At 42.5% G+C, this 22,942-nt stretch carries 18 protein-coding genes; 14 read left to right on the top strand and 4 right to left on the bottom strand.

Annotation, left to right across the window (positions count from 1 at the left end; genetic code table 11):
* Nucleotides 1-61: 61 nt before the first annotated feature.
* The 4 genes from J0X13_RS11120 to J0X13_RS11105 all read left to right on the top strand — a co-directional run bounded on the left by J0X13_RS11120 (nucleotide 62) and on the right by J0X13_RS11105 (nucleotide 7,845).
* Nucleotides 62-1,807 carry a glycoside hydrolase family 13 protein gene (locus J0X13_RS11120; RefSeq protein WP_207071512.1) on the top strand — a complete coding sequence of 582 codons (1,746 nt, stop codon included), beginning with the start codon at nucleotides 62-64 and terminating at the stop codon, nucleotides 1,805-1,807.
* A gap of 80 nt (nucleotides 1,808-1,887) precedes the next feature.
* Nucleotides 1,888-2,286: a hypothetical protein gene (locus J0X13_RS11115; protein ID WP_207071511.1), complete on the top strand. Its 399-nt coding sequence runs from the start codon at nucleotides 1,888-1,890 to the stop codon at nucleotides 2,284-2,286.
* Between the two features lie 79 nt (nucleotides 2,287-2,365).
* Entirely contained in the window at nucleotides 2,366-6,715 is a 4,350-nt protein-coding gene (locus J0X13_RS11110; protein WP_207071510.1) for a CusA/CzcA family heavy metal efflux RND transporter, read from the top strand.
* Nucleotides 6,716-6,717: 2 nt separating this feature from the next.
* A complete protein-coding gene (locus tag J0X13_RS11105; protein ID WP_207071509.1) occupies nucleotides 6,718-7,845 on the top strand; it encodes an efflux RND transporter periplasmic adaptor subunit in 1,128 nt (375 codons plus the stop codon).
* A 6-nt stretch (nucleotides 7,846-7,851) separates the two neighbouring features.
* Here J0X13_RS11105 and J0X13_RS11100 read toward each other — a convergent pair whose 3' ends face one another.
* The gene (locus J0X13_RS11100) at nucleotides 7,852-8,673 is read right to left on the bottom strand and encodes a ZIP family metal transporter (protein ID WP_207071508.1); all 822 of its coding nucleotides are present in this window, start codon (nucleotides 8,671-8,673) and stop codon (nucleotides 7,852-7,854) included.
* Complete coding sequence (locus tag J0X13_RS11095) at nucleotides 8,673-9,329, bottom strand: metal-dependent transcriptional regulator (protein WP_207029089.1); 657 nt, start codon at nucleotides 9,327-9,329, stop codon at nucleotides 8,673-8,675. The genes J0X13_RS11100 and J0X13_RS11095 overlap by 1 nt, the downstream gene beginning before the upstream one ends.
* A gap of 79 nt (nucleotides 9,330-9,408) precedes the next feature.
* Between J0X13_RS11095 and J0X13_RS11090 the strand changes: the two genes are divergently transcribed.
* The 3 genes from J0X13_RS11090 (at nucleotide 9,409) to J0X13_RS11080 (ending at nucleotide 13,418) form a co-directional block, all read left to right on the top strand.
* Complete coding sequence (locus J0X13_RS11090) at nucleotides 9,409-11,679, top strand: TonB-dependent receptor (RefSeq protein WP_207071507.1); 2,271 nt, start codon at nucleotides 9,409-9,411, stop codon at nucleotides 11,677-11,679.
* Nucleotides 11,680-11,721: 42 nt separating this feature from the next.
* On the top strand, nucleotides 11,722-12,168 hold the full coding sequence (locus J0X13_RS11085) for a hypothetical protein (protein WP_207071506.1): 447 nt from the start codon (nucleotides 11,722-11,724) through the stop codon (nucleotides 12,166-12,168).
* A 107-nt stretch (nucleotides 12,169-12,275) separates the two neighbouring features.
* Nucleotides 12,276-13,418, top strand: a complete 1,143-nt coding sequence (locus J0X13_RS11080) for a lycopene cyclase family protein (RefSeq protein WP_207071505.1) — start codon at nucleotides 12,276-12,278, stop codon at nucleotides 13,416-13,418.
* Here J0X13_RS11080 and J0X13_RS11075 read toward each other — a convergent pair.
* Nucleotides 13,415-14,398 (bottom strand): polyprenyl synthetase family protein, encoded by a 984-nt coding sequence (locus J0X13_RS11075; protein WP_207071504.1) that lies wholly within the window; start codon nucleotides 14,396-14,398, stop codon nucleotides 13,415-13,417. The two genes, J0X13_RS11080 and J0X13_RS11075, sit on opposite strands and share 4 nt — an antisense overlap.
* A gap of 174 nt (nucleotides 14,399-14,572) precedes the next feature.
* Here J0X13_RS11075 and J0X13_RS11070 point away from each other — a divergent pair, with 174 nt between their 5' ends.
* The 7 genes from J0X13_RS11070 to J0X13_RS11040 all read left to right on the top strand — a co-directional run bounded on the left by J0X13_RS11070 (nucleotide 14,573) and on the right by J0X13_RS11040 (nucleotide 22,433).
* The gene (locus J0X13_RS11070; RefSeq protein ID WP_207071503.1) at nucleotides 14,573-15,121 is read left to right on the top strand and encodes an RNA polymerase sigma factor; all 549 of its coding nucleotides are present in this window, start codon (nucleotides 14,573-14,575) and stop codon (nucleotides 15,119-15,121) included.
* Nucleotides 15,111-15,548 carry a hypothetical protein gene (locus J0X13_RS11065; RefSeq protein WP_207071502.1) on the top strand — a complete coding sequence of 146 codons (438 nt, stop codon included), beginning with the start codon at nucleotides 15,111-15,113 and terminating at the stop codon, nucleotides 15,546-15,548. The genes J0X13_RS11070 and J0X13_RS11065 overlap by 11 nt, the downstream gene beginning before the upstream one ends.
* The gene (locus J0X13_RS11060; protein ID WP_207071501.1) at nucleotides 15,526-15,675 is read left to right on the top strand and encodes a hypothetical protein; all 150 of its coding nucleotides are present in this window, start codon (nucleotides 15,526-15,528) and stop codon (nucleotides 15,673-15,675) included. Before J0X13_RS11065 ends, J0X13_RS11060 begins: the two co-directional genes overlap by 23 nt.
* A gap of 90 nt (nucleotides 15,676-15,765) precedes the next feature.
* Nucleotides 15,766-16,371 (top strand): TetR/AcrR family transcriptional regulator, encoded by a 606-nt coding sequence (locus J0X13_RS11055; protein ID WP_207029076.1) that lies wholly within the window; start codon nucleotides 15,766-15,768, stop codon nucleotides 16,369-16,371.
* Nucleotides 16,372-17,703 (top strand): TolC family protein, encoded by a 1,332-nt coding sequence (locus J0X13_RS11050; protein ID WP_207071500.1) that lies wholly within the window; start codon nucleotides 16,372-16,374, stop codon nucleotides 17,701-17,703. It abuts the gene before it with no gap.
* A 21-nt stretch (nucleotides 17,704-17,724) separates the two neighbouring features.
* A complete protein-coding gene (locus tag J0X13_RS11045) occupies nucleotides 17,725-18,897 on the top strand; it encodes an efflux RND transporter periplasmic adaptor subunit (protein WP_207071499.1) in 1,173 nt (390 codons plus the stop codon).
* Between the two features lie 23 nt (nucleotides 18,898-18,920).
* Nucleotides 18,921-22,433 carry an efflux RND transporter permease subunit gene (locus J0X13_RS11040; protein ID WP_207071498.1) on the top strand — a complete coding sequence of 1,171 codons (3,513 nt, stop codon included), beginning with the start codon at nucleotides 18,921-18,923 and terminating at the stop codon, nucleotides 22,431-22,433.
* A 70-nt stretch (nucleotides 22,434-22,503) separates the two neighbouring features.
* Here the strand turns inward: J0X13_RS11040 and J0X13_RS11035 are convergent, their stop codons facing one another.
* Nucleotides 22,504-22,854, bottom strand: a complete 351-nt coding sequence (locus tag J0X13_RS11035; protein WP_207071497.1) for a toxin-antitoxin system YwqK family antitoxin — start codon at nucleotides 22,852-22,854, stop codon at nucleotides 22,504-22,506.
* Between the last annotated feature and the right edge of the window lie 88 nt (nucleotides 22,855-22,942).

Here is a 22,942-nt window from a genome sequence, read left to right as displayed (position 1 = left end):
AGCCAAGACCATAAAGAGCAAATCGTTACCTTTAAGGATATCTGTACATAAACCAACTGTTATGAACCGTTCCTTTATAAAAGTGATGATTTGCTCTTTCTTTTTAATTGCTTTCTCATGCAGAGAAAAACAAGATGAAAAGCATGATTCGCCCATAGAAAATGCCAAATGGTGGAAAGAGGCCATCGTATACCAGATTTACCCTCGTAGTTTTAAAGATTCTGATGGTGATGGGGTCGGTGACCTACAAGGTATCATTCAGGAGTTGGATTACATCAAAAGTTTGGGCGTTACAGCTATATGGCTTAACCCCATCTATACTTCACCCAATGCAGACAATGGTTATGATGTGAGCGACTACAGGGATATTATGAAAGAATTCGGCACTATGGCGGATTTTGACAGTTTACTTGCAGGAATGCACCAACGGGACATTAAATTGGTAATGGACATTGTGGTAAACCATAGCAGTGATGAGCACGAATGGTTTAAACAGTCCAGAAGTTCACGGGACAACCCTTATCGAGATTATTACCATTGGTGGCCGGCCGAAAAGGGCGAACCCCCTTACCGTTACAGTTTGTTCGATGCCAAGGGCGATGCATGGCAATACGATTCCATTACGGATGCGTACTATTTACACTATTTTGCCAAAAAACAGCCAGACCTCAACTGGTCCAATCCCAAAGTACGGCAAGAAGTCTACGACATCATGAAATTTTGGGCCGACAAAGGTGTGGACGGGTTCCGTTTGGATGCTTTCCAGTTTGCTGCGAAAAACACTACCTACCCCAAGTTTCCAGATGGTTTCGAAAGCGACTTTATTCAATACTATGCAATGCAGGATGGATTGCACGGCTATTTAAAGGAAATGAACGAAGAAGTATTTAGCCAATACGACGTGATGAGCGTTGCCGAAGGGGCTGGCCGAAATTTTGAAGATGCCCATAAACTTGTGGACCAAAATCGCAATGAACTGAACATGGCCTACGCTTTCGAAGGTGTGGACATTCCCAAATATGAAGGATACGACCTAAAGACCATGAAAGATGTGTTTACCAAGTGGGACAAGGAATTCGCCGAAGACGGTTGGCTTTCTATTTTCTTGGCAAACCACGACCAAGCTAGAATGGTAAGCAGATGGGGCAACGACAGCGACGAGTTCAGAAGCGCCTCTACCAAACTCTTGAATACCTTTATACTCAGTATGCGGGGTACACCCTATTGCTATTACGGAGATGAATTGGGCATGACCAACATCGATTTTGACTCCATATCACAATATCAGGATATTGCCGCGATCAATGGATACCAGAAAGCGGTTTCTGAAGGAGAGGACATGGAACTTTTTATGAAGAAGCTCAATTTTGGATCCAGGGACAACGGGAGAACTCCTATGCAATGGAACAATTCCGAACATGCTGGTTTTACCAATGGAAAACCGTGGCTTCCTGTGAATGACAATTATGTGGATATCAATGTGGAAGATGAAAACGCTGATCAAAACTCCGTCCTGAACCACTTTAGGGAAATGACGCGGCTAAGAAAGCAAAATCCTGTATTAGTGTATGGAGTTTATGAACTAGTAGCTCCAGAACATCCTGATATTTATGCCTATACAAGGATTTTGGATGATAAAATGGCACTGATACTGTTAAACTTTTCTGAAGAAACCTCAGAAATAAAACTCAAAGATGAGTGGGACAATCATTCTATATTGATCAATAATTATTCTGACGTTGAATTCTTTGAGAATTCTGTAAAAATGAGACCCTATCAGGCCATTATTTTTAACATTGAGCGGTAAACCCATAAAATCAGATTAATTCTAAATTAGGCACAGTCATTTATCCTACAGCGTATTATTCTTAATTTTACGTTGTCAGGATGAACAAAATTGTAACCATAGGGATATCCCTGCTCATTTTACTCCAAAGTGCCAACATCCATTTCAAGGATTTGGTGGAACTCGGGCAACTAGTTGAGCATTACCAATTCCACAACGAGGAATATGGTGATAGCTTTATGGTTTTTGTTTCCAAACACTACGGGGAGCTCAAAGCTTCACACAGCGAAAAACACCAAGAAGAACAAAAAGAGCACGAAAAATTGCCTTTTCAGCATCAGACCCAATGTGCACAGGCATTGGTTTTTGTTCTTGGCGTTGACAATTTTGTTGGCTCCCGTTCCGAAATACCAATAGCTTCCAAAGGAAATTTTCACTATCAGATATCTTACTCCCACATTTGGGGAGACGATCCTTTTCAGCCGCCAAAACAAGCATAATTCATATTTTTTTTCAGCTTAGCTGAAGACTTGTATCAAGCCTTATTCCATTTTAATAATGCTATCATTTATATGAATCATGTTTTCAAAAATTATCAACTTTAGTATTAGGAACAAGTTTATTGTTCTACTTTTTACAACGGCCATAGCCATTGTGGGTTTATACTCACTATCCCAAATACCCATCGGGGCCGTTCCCGATGTTACCAACAATCAGGTTCAGGTAATCACTACCTCGAGGAGCTTGTCCACACAGGACATGGAAAAGTTTGTCACCTATCCAGTAGAACTGGAAATGGCCAACCTCCCGGGCGTAAAGGAAATCCGTTCGGTATCCAAGTTCGGGCTATCGGTGGTTACCATCGTCTTTGAAGACGATTTGGGCACCTTTTTGCCAAGGCAGCTCATCGCCGAAAAAATTAAATCTGCATCCAGCCGAATCCCCGAAGGATTTGGAAGCCCTGAGATGGGTCCCATCACAACAGGGTTGGGAGAAATCTACCAGTACATTCTGGATGTAAAGCCCAAATATAAAGATCAGTACTCTTCCACAGAGCTGCGCACCATCCAAGATTGGATCGTAAAACGTCAGCTTTCGGGTATTCCAGGTGTGGTCGAAGTAAATACATGGGGAGGACACCTCAAGCAATACGAGGTGGCCATCCAGACCCAAAAGCTCAATGCCTTGAACATTACGGCAAGAGAGGTCTTTACTGCATTGGAAAAAAACAACAGTGTTACCGGTGGCGGTTATATCGAAAAAGTGAACCAAGCATATTTTATTCGCGGCGAAGGATTGGTGAGTAATCTTAAGGACATCGAAAATATTGTGGTGACCACAAGAAATGGTATCCCTATATACATTAAAGACGTGGCCAAAGTTGGGTTCGGAAGTGCGCCCCGTTTTGGTGCCATCACAGGAAATGGTGAAGGCGAAAAAGTGCTCGGCCAGATCATGATGCTTAAGGATGCCGATTCCAAACGCGTCATCGAAGCGGTCAAGGAACGAGTGGATGCCATTTCCAAATCGCTTCCGGAAGGGGTTTACATTAACCCATTTCTGGATCGCAGTGAGCTTATCGGAAGAACAACATTCACCGTTACCGAGAACTTGGTCTTAGGGTGCTTAATTGTGATTTTTGTAGTGGTACTGCTGCTGGGCAACTGGCGTTCGGGCCTTGTTGTAGCCTCTGTAATACCCCTTTGTTTGCTTTTCGCACTCACCTTAATGAACATTTTTGGGGTCGATGCAAACTTGTTGAGTCTTGGGGCCATTGACTTTGGTATCATCATAGACGGAGCCGTGATCATTGTGGAGTACATCGCATTCCAAATCTCACGAAAACAGGCAGAAATTACCAATTTAAACAAAGGAGCTGCTCAAACCATTAAAGATAAAATCACTGTAGAGGGAGCCACTAAAATGATGAACTCCGCCGTATTTGGACAGCTCATTATTTTAATCGTTTTCATCCCGATATTATCGCTTAGCGGTGTAGAGGGAAAAATGTTCAAGCCCATGGCACTGACATTCAGTTTTGCCCTTTTGGGAGCTGTTTTGTTATGTTTTACCTATGTGCCCGTAGCTTCTGCCCTATTCTTAAAACCAGCAAAGGAATCTTCAAAAAACATATCTGTTCGTTTGGTCAACTGGATCAACAAGCAATATGAACCCGTAATCGAATGGGCCATGAAAAGCAAAAAATTGGTCCTCTCCATTGCCGCTGCGCTGCTGGTAGGGGCCATCTTGTTGTTCTCTTCCATGGGAGGGGAATTTGTACCGACTTTGGACGAAGGGGATTTTGTGATCCAACCGGTACTCAAAACCGGAACATCCTTGGCCAAGACCGTGGAAACGACCACTAAAATCGAACAGATTTTAATAGATCAGTTCCCAGAGGTAAAACAAGTGGTGAGCCGTATCGGTGCAGCTGAAGTGCCCACGGACCCCATGTCGATGGAAGAAAGTGATGTGATTATCGCATTAAATCCAAAAGATGAATGGGTCTCCGCCGAAACCAAGGATGAATTGGCCGATAAGTTCAAAGAAGCCTTGGCTGTGATTCCAGGAATGGAGGTCGAGTTTACCCAACCCATTGAAATGCGTTTCAACGAATTGATTACTGGGGTACGTGCCGATATTGCCATCAAAATATTTGGGGAGAGCCTGGAAATTTTGAACCGAAAGGCCAACGAGATCAAAGATCTTATCCAAAATGTGGACGGGGCATCCGATATTATTGTGGAAAAAGTGGAAGGTCTTCCGCAGATGAACGTATCCTTCGATCGTGCCAAAATTGCCCGTCACGGGCTTAACATTGCCGATCTCAATGAAATGATTTCCATGGGATTTGCAGGCAAGGTTGTGGGGAGTGTTTTCGAAGGAGAAAGACAGTTTGACCTTGCTGTTCGATTGGATTCAGAGAATCGCCAGGATATATCCAACCTCAGAAACCTTTATGTGGATATTCCCAACGGCGGCAAAATCCCGATGAGTGAACTTGCGGAGATCACCTATCAAAAAGGAGCAGCCAAAATTTCGCGGGATGATACCAAAAGGCGTATTGTAGTGGGCATCAACGTAAGGAACCGAGACCTTCAATCCGTTGTGGATGATGTGCAACTCTTGGTTGATGAAAACATTTCATTGCCTCCTGGGTACATTATTACCTACGGTGGGCAGTTCGAGAACCTTCAAAATGCTAAAGCAAGATTAATGATCGCTGTGCCCATTGCATTGTTGCTCATCTTTATCATGCTCTACTTTGCTTTTGGCTCGGTGAAGGAAGCTTTGCTTATTTTCTCTGCTATTCCACTTTCCGCAGTGGGCGGTGTACTACTGCTTTGGTTACGTGACATGCCCTTTAGTATTTCCGCTGGAGTTGGGTTTATTGCCCTTTTTGGTATTGCAGTGTTGAACGGAATTGTATTGATCGAGCATTTTAAAGAACTCAAAGGAAAAGACTTTGATTCCATGGAGGACCTGATCAAACGGGGAACCAAGGATAGGCTTCGCGCTGTATTGTTGACAGCTTCCGCTGCCGCTTTGGGATTTTTGCCGATGGCGGTATCCACCAATGCAGGTGCCGAGGTGCAACGGCCACTTGCTACCGTGGTAATCGGTGGATTGGTGACGGCCACCATGCTCACATTGGTAGTATTGCCCGTTTTATATGCCTATACCCACAACATAAAATTCCGTGGTATGAGAAAAAGAAGAAAAGAAAGAAGAATGAGAAAACGAAACGCATTGACAATTATGCTGCTATTGGTTTCTCTTTCAGGTTTTTCGCAAATCAAATTGAACCTTGAAGATTTGATGGCCCTTTCGTTGGAAAACAATAAGGGAATCCAAGCTGGTTCTTTAATGGTAGATCAAGCAGAAACCCTTAAAGGAACCGCTTTTGAGTTCGATAAAACTGATGTTTACTACCAGTATGATGAGAACAACTTGGCATTGAACGGAGAGCCCCTCAAGGTTTTTGGAGCGCAACAACAGTTCGAGTTCCCCACGGTGTACGGCGCCAAGAACAGGCTTCAAAAATCGAATTATGAACTTCAGAAATCATCGTTTGAAATTCAGAAGAAGCAACTGTACCAAGCGTTGAGCAATGCCTACTATCAATATCAGACATTAAATCAAAAAGCAAAACTTTACAGTACACTCGATAGTATTTACAGCAAATTCGCCCATGCGGCCAACAGACGGTTTGAACTCGGCGAGACCAATTATTTGGAAAAAGTAACGGCCACCGCCAAACAACGCCAGATTGCGAACACCTATTCGAAGGTAAAGCAACAAATCCTGACTACTTATGGCCGGATTGTGAGTTTGGTACAGAGTGAGGATACTTTGCAAATTGTGGATGAAAAACCAGTAAAGCTCGTGGTACTGAATTCCCAAGGGATGTTGCAAACGGAAACCTCCTTTTTGGACAATCGCCAAGAGCTGAGCAATGCCCAAAAGAGTCTGGAGGAAAATAGATTGTTGCCCGACCTCAACTTGGAATATTTTCAAGGAACCAACAGTGGTCTTGGAACATCTTTGTACGGCATTCAATTAGGGGTCCGTATCCCAATTTTCTTCTTTGGACACAGTAGTAAAGTGAAGTCGTCCAAAATCCAGACAAAGATTACAGAGATGGAGAACAACGAAATCACTGTAGCCATGAACCAGCGTTATAAAACGTTGCTAGGGCAACTCGAGCAACAGGCCAAGGAACTCTCTTATTATGAGGACGAAGGCGGTCTGCTTTCCGATCAAATCTTGAAAGCGGCCTCCGGAAACTTTCAAAACGGGGAAATCGACTTTTTCCAATACATACAAAGCTTGGAAAACGCCTACGACATCCAGCTCAATTATCTGGATGTCCTCAACCAATACAATCAAACCGTAATCGCCATTAATTACTTGACAATAACATTATAACAATGAAACATATATTTCAAATAGCCGCTGTTTTCCTTCTATTGATGGGCTGCGGCGATAAGAGCAACGAAGCATCCGCTACCGAAGAACAAGGGGAAGAATCTGGAATTGTGGTCACACAGGATCAATTCGACACTAACGATCTTATGATCGGTGCAATGGAAAAAAGAACCTTTCCCAAAATGGTGGAGACATCCGGAATGATCGATGTTCCACCAGAAAACCGGGCCAGTATTACTGCGTTTATGGGAGGTTTTGTGAAACAGACATCGCTACTTGTCGGTGATCAGGTAAAAAAAGGACAACTATTGGTAGTGTTGGAAAATCAGGAGTTTGTACAAATGCAGCAGGATTACCTTGAGGTATTCAATCAATTGGATTATCTAAAGGCAGAGTTTGAAAGGAACCAAACACTGTTTGATGAGAAAATCGCCTCCCAAAAGAACTTTCTTCAAGCAAAAAGCAATTACGAAACCGCCAAGGCACGCTATCAAGGTTTGAAAGAACAATTGCAAATGCTGAATATTTCACCAAGTAAAGTGGAGCAAGGGAATATCTCATCACAAGCGGCCATTTATGCTCCCATTGCCGGAAGCATCACCAAAATGAACGTGGCCAAGGGAAGCTATGTTTCGCCAGCTACCGAAATTTTGGAAATCGTTGACAATGACCATGTACATTTGGAGCTCACGGTTTTTGAAAAGGATATTTTAAAAGTGAAGAAGGGTCAAAAAATCCAGTTCAGGATTCCAGAAGCATCGGAAGAAGCCTTTGATGCGAAAGTACATTTAGTGGGAACATCCATTGACGATGCCAAACGAACAATTAAGGTCCATGGACACTTGGCCCACGAAGAGGACGGCAACTTTCTGCCGGGAATGTTCGTAGATGCGATGATCATGACCGATACAACCAAAACTTGGTCGTTGCCCGAAGAAGCGGTAATCGAATCTGAGGGCAACTATTATGTGCTTAAGTTAATCGAGCAAAAAGACGGAGGCTACCGCTTTGAAAGGGTAGCTGTAAAACAAGGTGGCACCTTTGATGGGTACACCGAGATCATATCGACGGGACTTAACGAAACAGACCAGTTTTTGGTCAAGGGTGTCTTTGATCTGATCGGAGGATAGGTCAATTTACCCCAGCCCCACATCCAAGGTCATCATAATAATAAATCCACCGATAAAGCCCATTGTGGCGATATCGGTGTATTTATCTTGTTGCGTTTCGGGAATTACTTCTTCCACCACAACAAAGATCATAGCACCAGCAGCAAAGGAAAGCGCATAGGGCAATATGGGCTCAAATGTCAGTACTGCCCAAGCCCCCAATACACCGGCAATGGGTTCTACCAAAGCAGATGCCTGACCGTACATCCAACTTTTTCTTCGGCTGAGACCATGCCTACGCATAGGTACCGCAACGGCAAAACCTTCTGGAAAGTTTTGCAAACCGATGCCCAACGCCAAAGCCACAGCACCACCAATGGTTGCCCCTTCAAAGCCTGAGGCTACTCCTCCAAACAGAACACCAACCGCCAATCCTTCTGGAATATTGTGCAATGTAATGGCCAAGACCAATAAGGTGGTACGATGCCAAGGCGTCTTTACCCCTTCTGCCTCATCTATTTTAAAATTTATGTGCAAGTGAGGCAAAATTTTATCCAGCCCGAAAATAAAGGCTGCTCCCATTAAAAAGCCAACGGCTGCTGGAATCACTTTAACAAAACCGTCACCAGGACTCATTTCAATTCCTGGCGCTAACAAGCTCCAAAAACTGGCAGCTACCATTACACCTCCAGTGAATCCCAACATTCCATCCAACAGGGCCCGATTCGGGCTTTTGAACAAAAACACCAGACCAGCCCCAGCAGCAGTCAGTCCCCAAGTAAAAAGTGTAGCGTAAAAAGCTGCCAATACGGGGTCTAATTCTTGAAAATATTGAATTACGTGTTCCATCAGTCGTTCTTTTTTACATAAAGGTTAGCTGCAATTTGATGTGATATTCGCATTTCTTTTCCTTCCATTTGAATACGAAGGGAATTGTCAAAATCTTCTTTGTCCATTACTTTAATGGTGTTCCCAAGAGCGATTTTATTCTTGTCCAAGAACTTTAAAAAGGGTACTGAAGAATCTTTGACTCCCACACATACTCCTTGGGAGTTGATGGGAATTTCACTGAGCAATTTTTCATCGCGCTCCTGAAACTTTCCATCTTTGGTTGGAATGGGGTCCCCATGCGGATCGTATTTGGGAAAATCAAGAAGCTCATCGATCTTATCGATCAACTTTTCACTTTTGATGTGTTCCAATTGTTCCGCCACCTCGTGTACCTCATCCCAAGTAAAGTCAAGCTTTTTTACCAAAAAAACTTCCCACAAACGGTGCTTTCTAATAATGGACAAAGCTGTTTTCACCCCAGCATCGGTTAACGACACACCTTGATAGCGAACATAATCCACCAATCCTTTTTCCGATAATCTTTTGGCCATATCGGTTACCGAAGATGGTTTTGTTTCCATCTGCTCCGCAATGGCATTGGTGGTAATGGACTTGGAATCGCCACCTCCCAAATGAAAAATCGTCTTTAAATAATTCTCCTCTGATCGGGTCATCAAAAAATCTTTTTTCAAAAATACATTTTTATTTAACAAAATCTATTTTTAGTTTTGTCTAAATTTAAATTTTTATTGATTGAAATCAATCTGTAGACATCTCGCCTTCTTATGGATAGCTTTGGCTTGCAATTATTGTTTTGCCCAATCGGCATCTTTGAACGGTAAGGTGACCGACAATGGAGCGCCCTTGCCCTTAGCCAACGTGCTGTTGAAAGAAACTGAATTAGGAACGGCCACGGATATTGATGGTTTATTCTCCCTTACCAACATTCAGGCGGGGGATTATGTGGTATTGGTGACTTCATTGGGGTATCAACCATATCAGACCAAAATCAGCCTAGGAGCAGGAGCCAATAAAACCATCAACATACAATTGGAACCCTCCGCACAAAGTTTGGAAGAAACAGTAGTGACGGGCACCCTAAAACCTGTAAGCCGATTGGAAAGTCCTGTACCCGTAGAGGTCTACTCCCCAACGTTTTTGAAAAAAAACCCTACCGCCAGCGTTTTTGATGCCCTTCAAAATGTGAACGGGGTTCGTCCACAAATCAATTGTAACGTGTGCAACACAGGCGATATCCATATCAACGGATTGGAGGGGCCGTACACCCTGGTTCTTATCGATGGGATGCCCATTGTTAGTGGTTTGGGTACGGTATACGGCCTCACAGGCATCCCAAACTCCCTGATCGAGCAGATTGAAATCGTAAAAGGTCCTGCTTCCTCACTTTATGGTAGCGAAGCGGTCGGTGGACTGATCAATATCATCACAAAAAATGCATTGAGTGCCCCCGAATTTTTTGCGGATGGCTTTGCCACAGGCTGGGGAGAGTACAATTTGGATGTGGGCAGTAAAATATCTGTCAGTGATAAAACGAACCTGCTTTTGGGCCTCAACTACTTCAATTACGATGTTCCCGTGGACAATAACGGTGATAATTTTACCGATCTGACCCTTCAGGACCGCATCTCCATATTTCAAAAATGGGATTTTGAACGAAAAGATAATCGATTGTTCTCTTTGGCAGGACGGTTTTTCTACGAGGACCGTTGGGGCGGTGAAATGCAATGGACGCCAGAATATCGTGGCGGGGATGAAATCTATGGGGAAAGCATTTATACCCGAAGATGGGAATTACTAGGGAAATATCAGTTGCCCTTCAAGGAAAAGTTCCTCCTCTCCTTCTCCTATAACGATCATAACCAGAACTCGGTATATGGCAATACAGAGTATTTGGCGGACCAACGCATTGGTTTTGCACAATTGACCTGGGACAAGACCGCTGGGAATCACGATTTGCTGTTCGGGAGTGCGGTGCGTTATAATTATTATGATGACAATACTCCAGCAACCACCGAGGCCGACAATATTTGGATTCCAAGTGTATTTGCACAGGATGAATACAGTTTTGCCCCCAAACATTCTTTCTTGGCCGGATTACGATACGATTATGACCAACGGCACGGCAACATTCTAACCCCACGCGCCGCTTACAAATGGAAGATTTCCGACAACGATATATTTCGGGTGAATGCAGGTACCGGATTTCGAGTGGTCAACTTGTTTACAGAGGATCACGCTGCCCTCACAGGTTCCCGAGATGTTGTGATTGTCGAAGAGTTGAAACCCGAGCGTTCTGTCAATGTAAATATCAATTATTTAAAGAAAATCTATAGCGACAATGGTACTTTCATCGGGTTGGATGCTTCTGCATTTTACACTCGGTTCTCGAACGTTATCCTCCCAGATTATGAGACTGATCCCAACCAAATCATTTATGATAACCTAGACGGAAAATCGGTTTCCCAAGGAGTAAGTGCCAACTTGGACATTGCATTTCCGAGCAGTTTTAAGATTATGGTCGGGGCCACTTGGCAAGACGTAAGCAGCACCGAAAATGGGGTTACCCAACAACAAATCCTTACCGAAAGCATTACCGCTACTTGGAACTTATCGTACACTTTTCATTCCCTTAAGCTTACCGCGGATTATACAGGGAATTTGTACGGACCGATGCGACTGCCTCTTTTGGGCGATATGGACCCACGAAGTGAATATTCACCCACGTGGAGTATTCAGAACATTCAATTTACATTCAAAGGACTGAACAATTTTGAGGTATACGGAGGAGTAAAAAACTTGTTGGATTGGACACCGAACCGTGGCAACCCATTTATTATCGCACGGGCCAACGATCCTTTTGATAAGGAAGTCACGTTTGACAATAGCGGCAATGCCGTGGCAACTCCGAACAATCCCTATGCACTTACCTTCGACCCTTCTTATGTGTACGGACCCAATCAGGGCATACGTGGTTTTTTTGGATTACGGTATACGGTTTTTTAGGAAAAGAAGAATGGCTATCTTGTTAAGGAATAATCCGGACCAATGACCAAACCAAAATTCTATTTTTTTGCCTCACTGACCATTTTTATTACGGTAGCTATACTATTGATTACAGGCTCATTTGTTTTGACGGAGCCACTGTATAATGGCAGTACAATCCCTATGGGCACACCATTGACTTGGCTAGGTATCATGTCACTGCCCTTGGCCGTTTATTTTGGGGTTGAACGATATAGAAATCCAACCAAAATCTACAAATTTCTACCGCAACTGCTCAAATTTTCATTGGCCGCTGCCGTACTTTGGGTGCCAATTTCTTATTTACTTGCTGGTAATTTATCCTTTTCATTTAGTGAAAAAGAAATGTTTCAAGGGGGGCAACTAGCCATGAAATGGTTTTGGGGCTATAGCTATGGGGTGGTTATTTTACCCCTTTTTTTATTGATTGTTCATTGGGTCTTGAAAGTGGTGAATATGATACGAAAATAATAAGCTTTCCTAACTTGATATCAAGGTTTTTGTTTTAGACTCATTTAAATCTTCACTATTTTATTTCTGCCATCAAACTTCGAGCCTCCTTTTCTATCTTTGACATCATGTCCAAGTACGATTACATCATCATAGGAGCGGGAGCTGCTGGCCTTTTGTTGGCCGATGCCTTGGGCAAGGACGACTTCTTTGCTTCCAAATCCATTTTGGTACTGGATAAGGACAACAAATCCAAAAACGACCGTACCTGGTGTTTTTGGGAACGGGGCAATGGCCCTTATGATGGGTTGATCCATAAAACTTGGGACCATATTTATGTAGGCGGACAACAACTTCAAAAATCAACTTCCATTGCACCATACACCTACAAGATGTTACGCGGTATTGACTTCTACAATCACTATTTACCTAAGGTAAAAGCCTATCCCAACATTACCTGGGTGCAAGAGGAAGTTACCAATGTTGATGAGCAAGAAAAAGAGGTTTTGGTGATCACTGCCTCTAAAAAATATACGGGACAAACGGTATTTTCCAGTCTGTATGATGCTTCAATCCCTTTAAAACAAAGTAAATTCCCCGTTTTGCAACAACACTTTGTAGGATGGATAATAAAAACCGAACAGTCGGTATTTAAATTTGGAGAAGCCACTTTTATGGACTTTTCGGTCCCCCAAAAAGGCAACACGCGTTTTATGTACGTGCTTCCTTTTTCGGAAAATCAAGCCTTGGTCGAGTACACCTTGTTCTCTGAGCATCTATTGGAAACAAATGAGTACGAGGAAGCCATCAAAACATATATTAAAACCAAGTTTGGCGATATACCATTCGTTATTGAGGAAACCGAATATGGTAGTATCCCCATGACTTGCTATCCGTTCCATAGGCACAATTCCGACCGGATATTTTATATTGGAATTGCCGGTGGATGGGCAAAACCAAGTACAGGTTATACCTTTTACAACACAAGTAGACAAGTGCCCAAATTGGTGGAACATGTAAAGGCACGCAAACCATTATCCCAATTTTACCAAAAAAGTAGGTTTACTTTTTACGATATGCTTTTGTTGGATATTCTGTACGAGAACAATCACCTAGGACACGAAATTTTTGAGTCGATGTTCAAAAGAAGAAAAGCTTCGCTGATCTTAAAATTTCTCGAGAATGAAACCAATTTATGGGAAGAGCTCAAAATTGTAACGGCTCCCAAGCCCATGCCGTTTATTAAAGCTTTGTTTAAGCGGATCTTTTAAGTGGTCCGCTCCATCAAACTTTCGCCAAATTGCTTTAGCAATGCCTTGTTTTTATCTGGAAGTTCGGTTTCCGCTAAAGCATCAAACGCCTTTTGAGTAAAACTTTTTATGGCCTTTTTGGTTTCTTCCACGGCCCCACTTTCCTTAAAAATAGTTGTTACCGCGGCTACTTTCGCGGTGGAATCTTCCGGTTTAATGGAGTATAGGTGCAACAAACCATCTTGATCGTCCTTAGAGGCTTTTTCCAAGGATTTTAAATACAAATAGGTCTTTTTGTTTTCTATAATATCACCCCCGACCTGTTTACCAAAAGTTTTGGGGTCGCCAAAAGCATCCAAGTAATCGTCCTGCAATTGGAATGCAATACCTAGATTACGACCAAACTCATAAATGGCGTCTGCGTCCTTCTCGGATGCATTGGCCACAATGGCACCCATCTTCATCGCAGCAGCGACCAGAACCGAAGTTTTATATTCGATCATTTTCAAATACTCAGGGATTGTTACATCGTCACGGGTCTCAAAATCCACATCATATTGTTGGCCTTCGCATACCTCAAGGGCCGTTTTACTGAACAACTTGGTCAGTTTAAAATATGTTTCTGCCGGATAGCTTTCAAAAAATTGATAGGACAAAATCAACATGGCATCGCCCGAAAGGATTCCCGTGTTCACATCCCATTTTTCATGCACCGTAGTTTTTCCCCTTCGTAATGGTGCATCGTCCATAATATCATCGTGTACCAAGGAAAAATTATGGAACATTTCCACTGCCAATGCGGCATCCAGCGCATCTTTGGCTTTTCTGCCAAAGGCCTCAGCCGTCATTAAAGTAAGTATGGGCCGCATTCTTTTGCCTCCCAATCCCAAAATATATTGTACAGGCTCGTACAAATTCCTAGGCTCCCCCAACTGAGTCCTTGCCTTAAGGTCCGTAACAAACTGCTCTCTATACTGACTAATGATATCGATATCTGACATGGGGCCAAAAATACATTCAAATATTGAATTTGGGATGAAGACAACAGCTTAAAACATGGATTCGTAGTTTCCAAATTTGAAAAATGGCCACCGTTTTGAAAAAAAAATCATGAAAACTGCAATGGAATAAATTTTCTTCGTCTCTATAAGTGAAATGCAACCTGATCCAACTGAATGGCAAGCAAAACCGATAACCGAAACAACCTGGCCAACTTCTTTAATGAGGAGTACGGATCGCTGCGTTCCTACGTGAAGTCCAAGATCAGGGACACATCGGAGCGCGATGCCGAGGACATTGTACAGGATGTTGCCTTACGGATGTTTTCTCGATCGGATGATGCCCTGCCCATAACCAATGTGGGCGGTTTTGTGTACAATGCCATTCGAAACAGGATTATAGACATTATGCGGGGCAAAAAAGAAAGAAAGTTACCCGACGAAGATATTGATCAACAATGGCGGGAATTTGTGGAATTGTTTTATGACGATGCGGACAACCGTTATTCCCCAGAAATGGAGCAAGCCGTTAAAAATGCCGTTGAAGAGCTAAAACCTGCCCACAGGGATATTGTGATCGCCATAGATTTTGAAGGATACAATTACAAACAAATAGCAGAAAGAACAGGAATACCGGAAGGCACTTTAATGTCCAGAAGGCACAGGGCCATGTCGGAATTATCAAAAACATTGGAGAATATAAAAGAATCGAGTTATGGAACATAAAAAAGAATTTGAGAAAGCTGTAGAAAAGAAGGTGGAGAATACCGTAAAAAAAGTGGTCAAAGTTATAGCCATGGTCATACTGGGCTTACTGATATTCCTGTTGGCCAACTACTTGTTGATGAGACTTTGGAACTGGCTCATGCCCGATCTTTTTGGTGTGGGAACGGTTACCTATTGGCAGGCACTTGGAATTTTAATCCTTGCTAAACTATTATTCGGCTTTGGAGGAGGTGGCGGTGGAAAAAGCAAGGGCGGTCCAAGTCACAAAAAGAAAACCAGATCGTCCAACAAGTGTATGCCCTGGAGAAGGGATTTTGATGAGTGGAAACACTATGACCAATTTTGGAAAGAGGAGGGCGAAGAAGCCTTTAAAGCATATGTTGAAAAAATCAAAAACGAGAATCATGATAAAGCAAAAGAAGAATAGCCGTAAAAAGAAATACGTACCACAATTCAGTCCTTTTTTTTGGCGATTGGGCAAAATTGATGCCGACACCGAGAACAAGGATCCCCAACTTAGCCCTGTGTTGGTAAATGGAAAGAGATCCATTTAAACAAAAAATCAATCCTTCGTTAAAAAAATGTAAAACCATGGAAACTTTTTTTGTTTTTAAAGTTTCCATGTATACATTTGACCCCTCATTATGAAGGAAAGTATTATACAAAAAGCATCTGAAATGTTTTTGAACCTAGGGTTCAAGAGCGTTACCATGGACGATCTTGCCAATGAAATGGGGATATCCAAAAAAACGATTTACACCTATTTCAAAAACAAAAGTGATTTGGTCGAACAAACAACCATGACCATGTCCGAATTTATCACATGCGGTATCAACGATATCATTTCGTTGGAAAAGAACCCTATTGAAGAGCTCTACGAGATCAAAAAATTCGTCATGGTCCATATGAAAGATGAAAAATCCTCACCATTGTACCAACTACAAAAATATTACCCCAAAATATTCAAGTCCCTCATGGAAATACAGTTTGAGTGCACCAATAAATGTGTCTCGGAAAATGTAAAACGGGGCATGGAAATGGAGATATACAGGGACAATCTCAATGTTGAATTTGTATCCCGAATTTATTTTACCGGGGTTATGGCCATTAAAAACAACAAACTTTTCCCCACCGATATTTTTAGTCAACCCCAATTGTTGGACAACTATTTGGAATATCACCTAAGAGGCATTGTTACACCAAAAGGAAGAAAAATACTCAACTCAATCATCAATTCAAATCAAGAATAAATGCGAAAAACGTTAATCAGTCTACTACTCATACTTCCCTGGATAGCATCTGCTCAAGATACCATACCCAGCTTTAGCTTGGACCAGGCGATATCCTATGCATTGGAACACAATTACAGCGCTATCAATGCCTCTAGGGACATTGTGGATGCACAAAAACAAAAATGGGAGACCATTGCAGATGGACTACCTCAAATTTCCGGGGCAGTGAGTTATCAAAATCAATTAAAGCAACCCGTTGCCCAGATACCTGCGGAATTTTTTGGTGGGGAACCTGGAACATACCAAGAAGTTGTTTTTGGACAAGCACAATCCATGTCGGCAACAGCGACATTGACGCAACAAATTTTTGATGGCTCCTACATTGTTGGAGTGCAAGCAACCAAAACCTTTTTGGAATATAGTCAAAACAACAAGGAAAAAACCGAACTGGATGTTCGAAAATCCGTTGTAGAGGCTTATGGCAACGTACTACTGGCCCAGGAGAGCGTATTGATCTCGGAGAGGAACAAGGCTACACTTGAAGAAAATCTTTATGAAACCAAACGCATTTACGAAAACGGACTAGGTGACGAAGAAAGTGTGGACCAATTGCAGATAACCCTATCCACGGTGGACAACCAACTTAAAAATGCCCGTCGCATGGAGGAAATCACCTTACAAATGTTGAACCTTGTTCTAGGGCTTCCCATTGAAAGCCCAACCGTGCTTACGGAAAACTTGGACGACCTTACCCAAAGTAAAATCGATTTGGGATTGATTGATTCCGAATTCAACATAGAAAACAATGTGGACTACAAAATGGCCGCTAACCTTAACCAACAAAGGGCATTGGAGTTAAAATTGGCCAAAAGCTATGCTTTGCCCACATTGAATGCCTTCGTGAATTATGGAGGAAACTCCTTCAGCGACAATTTCAACTTTTTAAATAGCGGCCAACAATGGTTTGGCTCCTCCATTTTAGGGGTAGACCTTAATATTCCGATTTTTAGTTCCTTAAAAAGAAGTGCAAGTACCCAACGGGCCAAGATTGCTTTGGAAAAAGCGAAAACGCAATTTACAGAAGCACAGGCGCAGATCCGCCTTCAATTGGAAAGTGCCAAAAGTGATTATATCCTGGCCATAGAACAGTATGGTACCTCCAAGGACAATTTGGAACTTGCGGAGCGCATCGAAAAGAAAAATCAAATTAAATATTCCGAAGGTTTGGCAACAAGTTTTGAGCTGAGGCAGGCCCAGACCCAATTATATAACAGTCAACAAGAGTATTTACAATCCATGGTCGATGTCATCAACAAAAAGACCGAGCTGGAAAACATTTTAAATCAATAAACAAGAGAAAACCATTCCATCATGAGAAAAGCAATATATATAACACTAACAGCGGCGGTTCTGGCATCATGTGGGGACAATAGCGGCAAATCTGTGGAAAAAGTAATGGCCAGCAAGGATGTTGAGGCCATTCGTGCCAAGCACGCAGAGATTTCCTCCGAAAAGAAAGCTCTGGAAATGCAGTTAAAATCCTTGGATTCCGCCATTGCCCTTTTAGACGATAGGGCCAAGCTTCCCCTAGTGACCACCATAGAGGTTCATCCACAAAAGTTTGACCACTACTTAGAACTTCAAGGAGATGTGATGACCAAACAGAATGTGCTGATTTATCCTGAAATGTCAGGAACCCTTAATAGGGTATATGTAAAAGAGGGACAAAAAGTATCCAAAGGACAATTATTGGCCACCATTGATGATGGCGGGCTATCCAGTCAATTGGCACAGCTTAGAACACAAGCAGAATTGAGCAAGACCACTTTTGAGCGTCAAAAAAGACTTTGGGAACAAAATATCGGTTCGGAAATACAGTACCTACAGGCCAAAACCAATTACGAAGCACAGCAAAGTGCCGTAAAACAAATGGAAAGTCAAGTAGGAAAAAGCAGTATTCGAGCCCCATTTGCCGGAATTATAGATGATGTGATCAAAGATGAGGGTACTGTTGTAAGCCCTGGTCCGGGTGCAGAAGTATTCCGGATCGTAAACCTTTCCAACATGTATATTGAAGTGGAAGTGCCCGAGAGTCACTTGCCCAATGTAACTCCTGGAAAAGACGTAAAAGTTTATTTTCCAGTGCTAGGTGATAGTGTCTCTACCAAGATCAGACAGACCGGTAATTTTATTAATCCAAGCAACCGATCTTTTACCGCAGAGATTCCCGTTCCCAGCCACGAAGGTAAAATAAAGCCCAATCTTACGGCAAGGGTCATGATCAACGATTATACCAGTGACAATGCCATTCTTATCCCTCAAAGTATTCTATCCGAAAACGCAGAGGGTGAACAGTACGTTTTCCTTGTCGAAGCAGATTCTGTTCAAAATGACCCAGTGGCCAAAAAAGTGGTCATAAAAACTGGAAAAACCCAAGGAGACTATGTAGAAGTGCTTTCCGGTATTAACGAAGGGGATGCCATTATAGATGAAGGTGCCAGAAGCGTAAAAGAAGGACAAAAAGTCAATATAAAAAATAGCTAGGACAGCCAAAGCAAGAACAAATTATGAGCAAACAAAAGAAAAGTGTAGATAAGGAGTTTCGGTTGTCCTCCTGGGCCATCGATAACCAGACCACCATGTACGTGCTGATTTTGGTTATCCTGATTCTTGGTGGCATGGCCTACTTTAGCATGCCCAGGGAAAGCTTTCCAGAGGTAAAAGAAACCAAGATATACATCAGTTCCATCTATCCGGGAAATACAGCCGAGGATATCGAAAAACTGATCACCGACCCCTTGGAAGATGAACTCAAAACCGTGAGCAACCTGGTAGAGATTACTTCCAACTCCCAAGAAGATTATTCCATGATCATTGTGGAGTTCGATGAAAACATTTCGGTGGAAGCCGCTTTGCAAAAAGTAAAGGACGAGGTAGATTCCAAAACAGCAGGTGAAGACTGGCCCACCTTTAACGATGCCAAAGTAGAGCCCAATGTTTTCGACTTGAGCCTGTCGGAGGAAATGCCCATACTCAACATTAATATTTCCGGGGATTATCCTATTGAGAAACTGAAAGAATATGGTGAATACCTCGAAGACGAAATAGAGGGTCTTTCAGAAATCAAACAAGTAGATATACGTGGAGCCCAAGAAAAAGAAGTTGAAGTTGCCGTGGATATATACAAAATGATGGCCGCCAAAGTCAGTTTTAATGATATCATAAGTAGTATCAGCAACGAAAACTTGACAACTTCAGCCGGAAACCTTGTTGCCAGTGGGCAACGAAGAACCATCAGAATTGTTGGGGAAATAGATGAGCCTCAAGAGCTTGAAAATTTTGTGGTAAAATCGGAAAATGGAAATCCTATTTACCTTAAAGATTTGGCCAAGGTCACTTTTAAGGAAGAGGACAAAACAACCTACGCCAGAGAGTTCGGGGAACCTGTGGTAATGCTGGATGTGAAGAAACGTTCCGGTAAAAACATGGTGGCTGCCGTAGATCAAATCAAAGTGATCGTTGACGATGCCATTGAAAATGAATTTCCACAAGACCTTAAGGTTACCATTGCCAATGATCAATCTTCCAAAACCATTGGTCAAGTGGATGATTTGGTGAACAACATCATCTTCGGAATCATATTGGTGGTAACGGTATTGATGTTCTTTTTAGGGTTTAAAAATGCCTTGTTCGTTGGTTTTGCCATCCCCATGTCCATGTTTATGTCCCTCATGATATTGAATGCCATGGGATACACCATGAACACCATGATTCTTTTTGGACTGATCATGGGATTGGGTATGTTGGTGGATAACGGTATTGTGGTTGTGGAGAACATTTACAGACTCATGGACGAGGAAAACATGCCACGAATCGAAGCGGCCAAAAAAGGTATTGGAGAAATCGCATTCCCTATTATCATATCTACATTGACCACTGTTGCAGCATTTGTGCCGCTAGGTCTTTGGCCGGGTATTATGGGGCAGTTTATGAAGTATTTCCCCATAACACTTTCCGTGGTTTTGGGCTCCTCGCTTTTTGTGGCCATCTTCTTCAACTCGGTTCTGGTATCGCGATATATGACCACCGAAGACAAGGAAATGCCTTTAAAACAAATCATTCGCATCACTTCCATTATCTCGGCAATAGGTATTCTCATCATCATTTTTGGTGGCGATTATAGGGCCTTGGGAAGTGTAATGGTGGTAACCGCCATCTTACTATGGATTTATCGCCTGTTCCTGAGAAACTGGGCCAGTATTTTTCAAAACAGCATATTGCCCCGATGGGAGAGCTTTTACGAGAAAACTTTGCGATATGCCTTGGCTGGACGAAAACCCATTTTTATTGCGATCACCACTTTTATTTTATTATTGATTGCCTTTGTTGGGTTCGGCGCCTCGGTAGGAAGCCAGAGAACCAAAGTGGAGTTCTTCCCGGACAACAAGCCCAACCAGATCATTGTATATATCGAATACCCGGAAGGCACCGATATTGAAAAGACCAATAAGATCACCAAGGATATTGAGGGAAGAGTCTACGACATTATCAATTCCGAGGCCTACATGCACGGGGATTACAATTTTATGACGGAGAGTGCCGTATCCCAAGTTGGAGAAGGTGCCGGTAATCCACAAACGGACGGTGGTTCAAGTGCCGAAATGCCGAACAGGGGTAAAATTACGGCTACACTCCGTGAGTTTAAATATCGTGAGGGTGCGGACAGTCAGGAATTGCTGAGAAAGGTCCAAGAAGCCCTGAAAGATGTTTATCCAGGCGTTGCCATTTCCGTGGAGAAGGATGCCGTTGGCCCTCCTGTAGGATATCCCATCAACATAGAATTGGAAGGGGAAGATTATACAGAGTTGATCGCCACTGCTGAACGAATGCGAAACTTTATTAATTCGCGTAACATTCCAGGAATCGATGAACTTAAAATAGATGTCAACAAATCAAAACCCTCCCTACTGGTCGACGTAGATCGTAAAAAGGCCGGTGAGCTTGGTATAGCCACAGGTCAAGTAGGTCAACAATTGCGAAGTTCCATTTTTGGCTCCAAAGCAGGTATTTACAAAGAAGGCGGTGAAGATTACGACATTTATGTGAGGTTTAATGAAGAAGACCGATACAACAAAAGCGCTTTGTTCAACCAACGCATAACTTTTAGAGATCCTTCCAGTGGCCAAATCAAGGAGGTTCCAATTTCCGCTGTGACCAAACAAACAAGCAGCACAGGATTCAGCGCCATAAAGCACCGCGATGTAAAACGAGTGGTTACGGTGTACTCTGCATTGGCTTCAGGCTATACGGATGCCGGTGCCATTGTAGGTAAGATTCAGGAAGAGATGAATGATTTTGAAAATCTTCCGGACAACATCAAAATTGATTACACTGGACAAATCGAGGAGCAGAACAAGCAAATGGCCTTTTTAATGGGCGCCTTTTTCACAGGACTCGGCCTTATCTTTTTTATACTGATATTCCAATTCAACTCCATCAGTAAACCAGGGATAATCATGCTTGCCATTTTCTTGAGTTTGATAGGTGTTTTCGGTGGAATTGTTGCAACAGGTAGTGCCTTTGTGATCATGATGACCATGATGGGGATTATTTCCTTGGCGGGAATTGTGGTGAACAATGGTGTGGTACTTTTGGACTACACACAACTGTTGATTGACCGAAGAAAAGTGAAATTAGATCTGGAGGAGGACGAATTGTTGGAGCCGGATGACTTTATGGAGGCTGTTGTAAAAGGTGGGAAAGCGAGATTACGTCCCGTATTGCTTACGGCAATAACCACCATCCTAGGTCTGATTCCATTGGCCACAGGGTTCAACATCAACTTTTTTACATTGATGAGCGACTTTGATCCGAATATCTATTTTGGTGGGGACAACGTAATTTTCTGGGGACCTTTGGCTTGGACAGTTATCTATGGATTGTTGGTGGCCACCTTCTTAACATTGGTGGTTGTTCCCATACTGTTTAGTTTGGTGTATAAATTAAAACTAAGGATTCGAAAAAGAAAATTGGAAAAACAAGGGCGCAAGCAAGAAAGGATGGAGCCTGTTTCGGTATAACCTTTATAAAACGCTCAACAAAAAAAGCCCCGACCTAATGGTCGGGGCTTTTTCTTAAACACTGATTTTACTATTGGTTTACCGTAACGGCATCGCCTTGGCTCCAATTTTTTACTTCTACAATACGGTTATCCGTAAAGTCCACTTCGCTTAATTCATCACTCTTCCAAAAGAACCATTTGCCGGTCTTTTGTCCGTTTTCGTATTGGCCAGTGGCAATTTTTTTACCTTCGACATTGAACATGACCCAATCCCCATGCAACTTTCCGTTCAACATATAACCTGTTTGGGCAATCTCGCCATTGTCGTGAAAATAAGTGGCTTTCACCATATTTCCCATTTTTTCAAAGGTCGGTTCGGTATCTTGTGCAGATACGCCAACCACAAACATCACCGCCAAAAATAATACTGCTTTTTTCATATGATATGGGATTTTAATATTGTTATTACCTAATGATAACGTAACAAAGTTACTTAAATTTTACATTAATCACACATTTACGTAACAT

The organism is [Muricauda] lutisoli (nom. illeg.) (assembly GCF_017313105.1).
GTDB lineage: Bacteria > Bacteroidota > Bacteroidia > Flavobacteriales > Flavobacteriaceae > Flagellimonas > Flagellimonas lutisoli.
The sequence above is the reverse complement of the archived record's forward strand: the minus strand, read 5'-3'. Positions and strand labels throughout refer to the sequence as shown.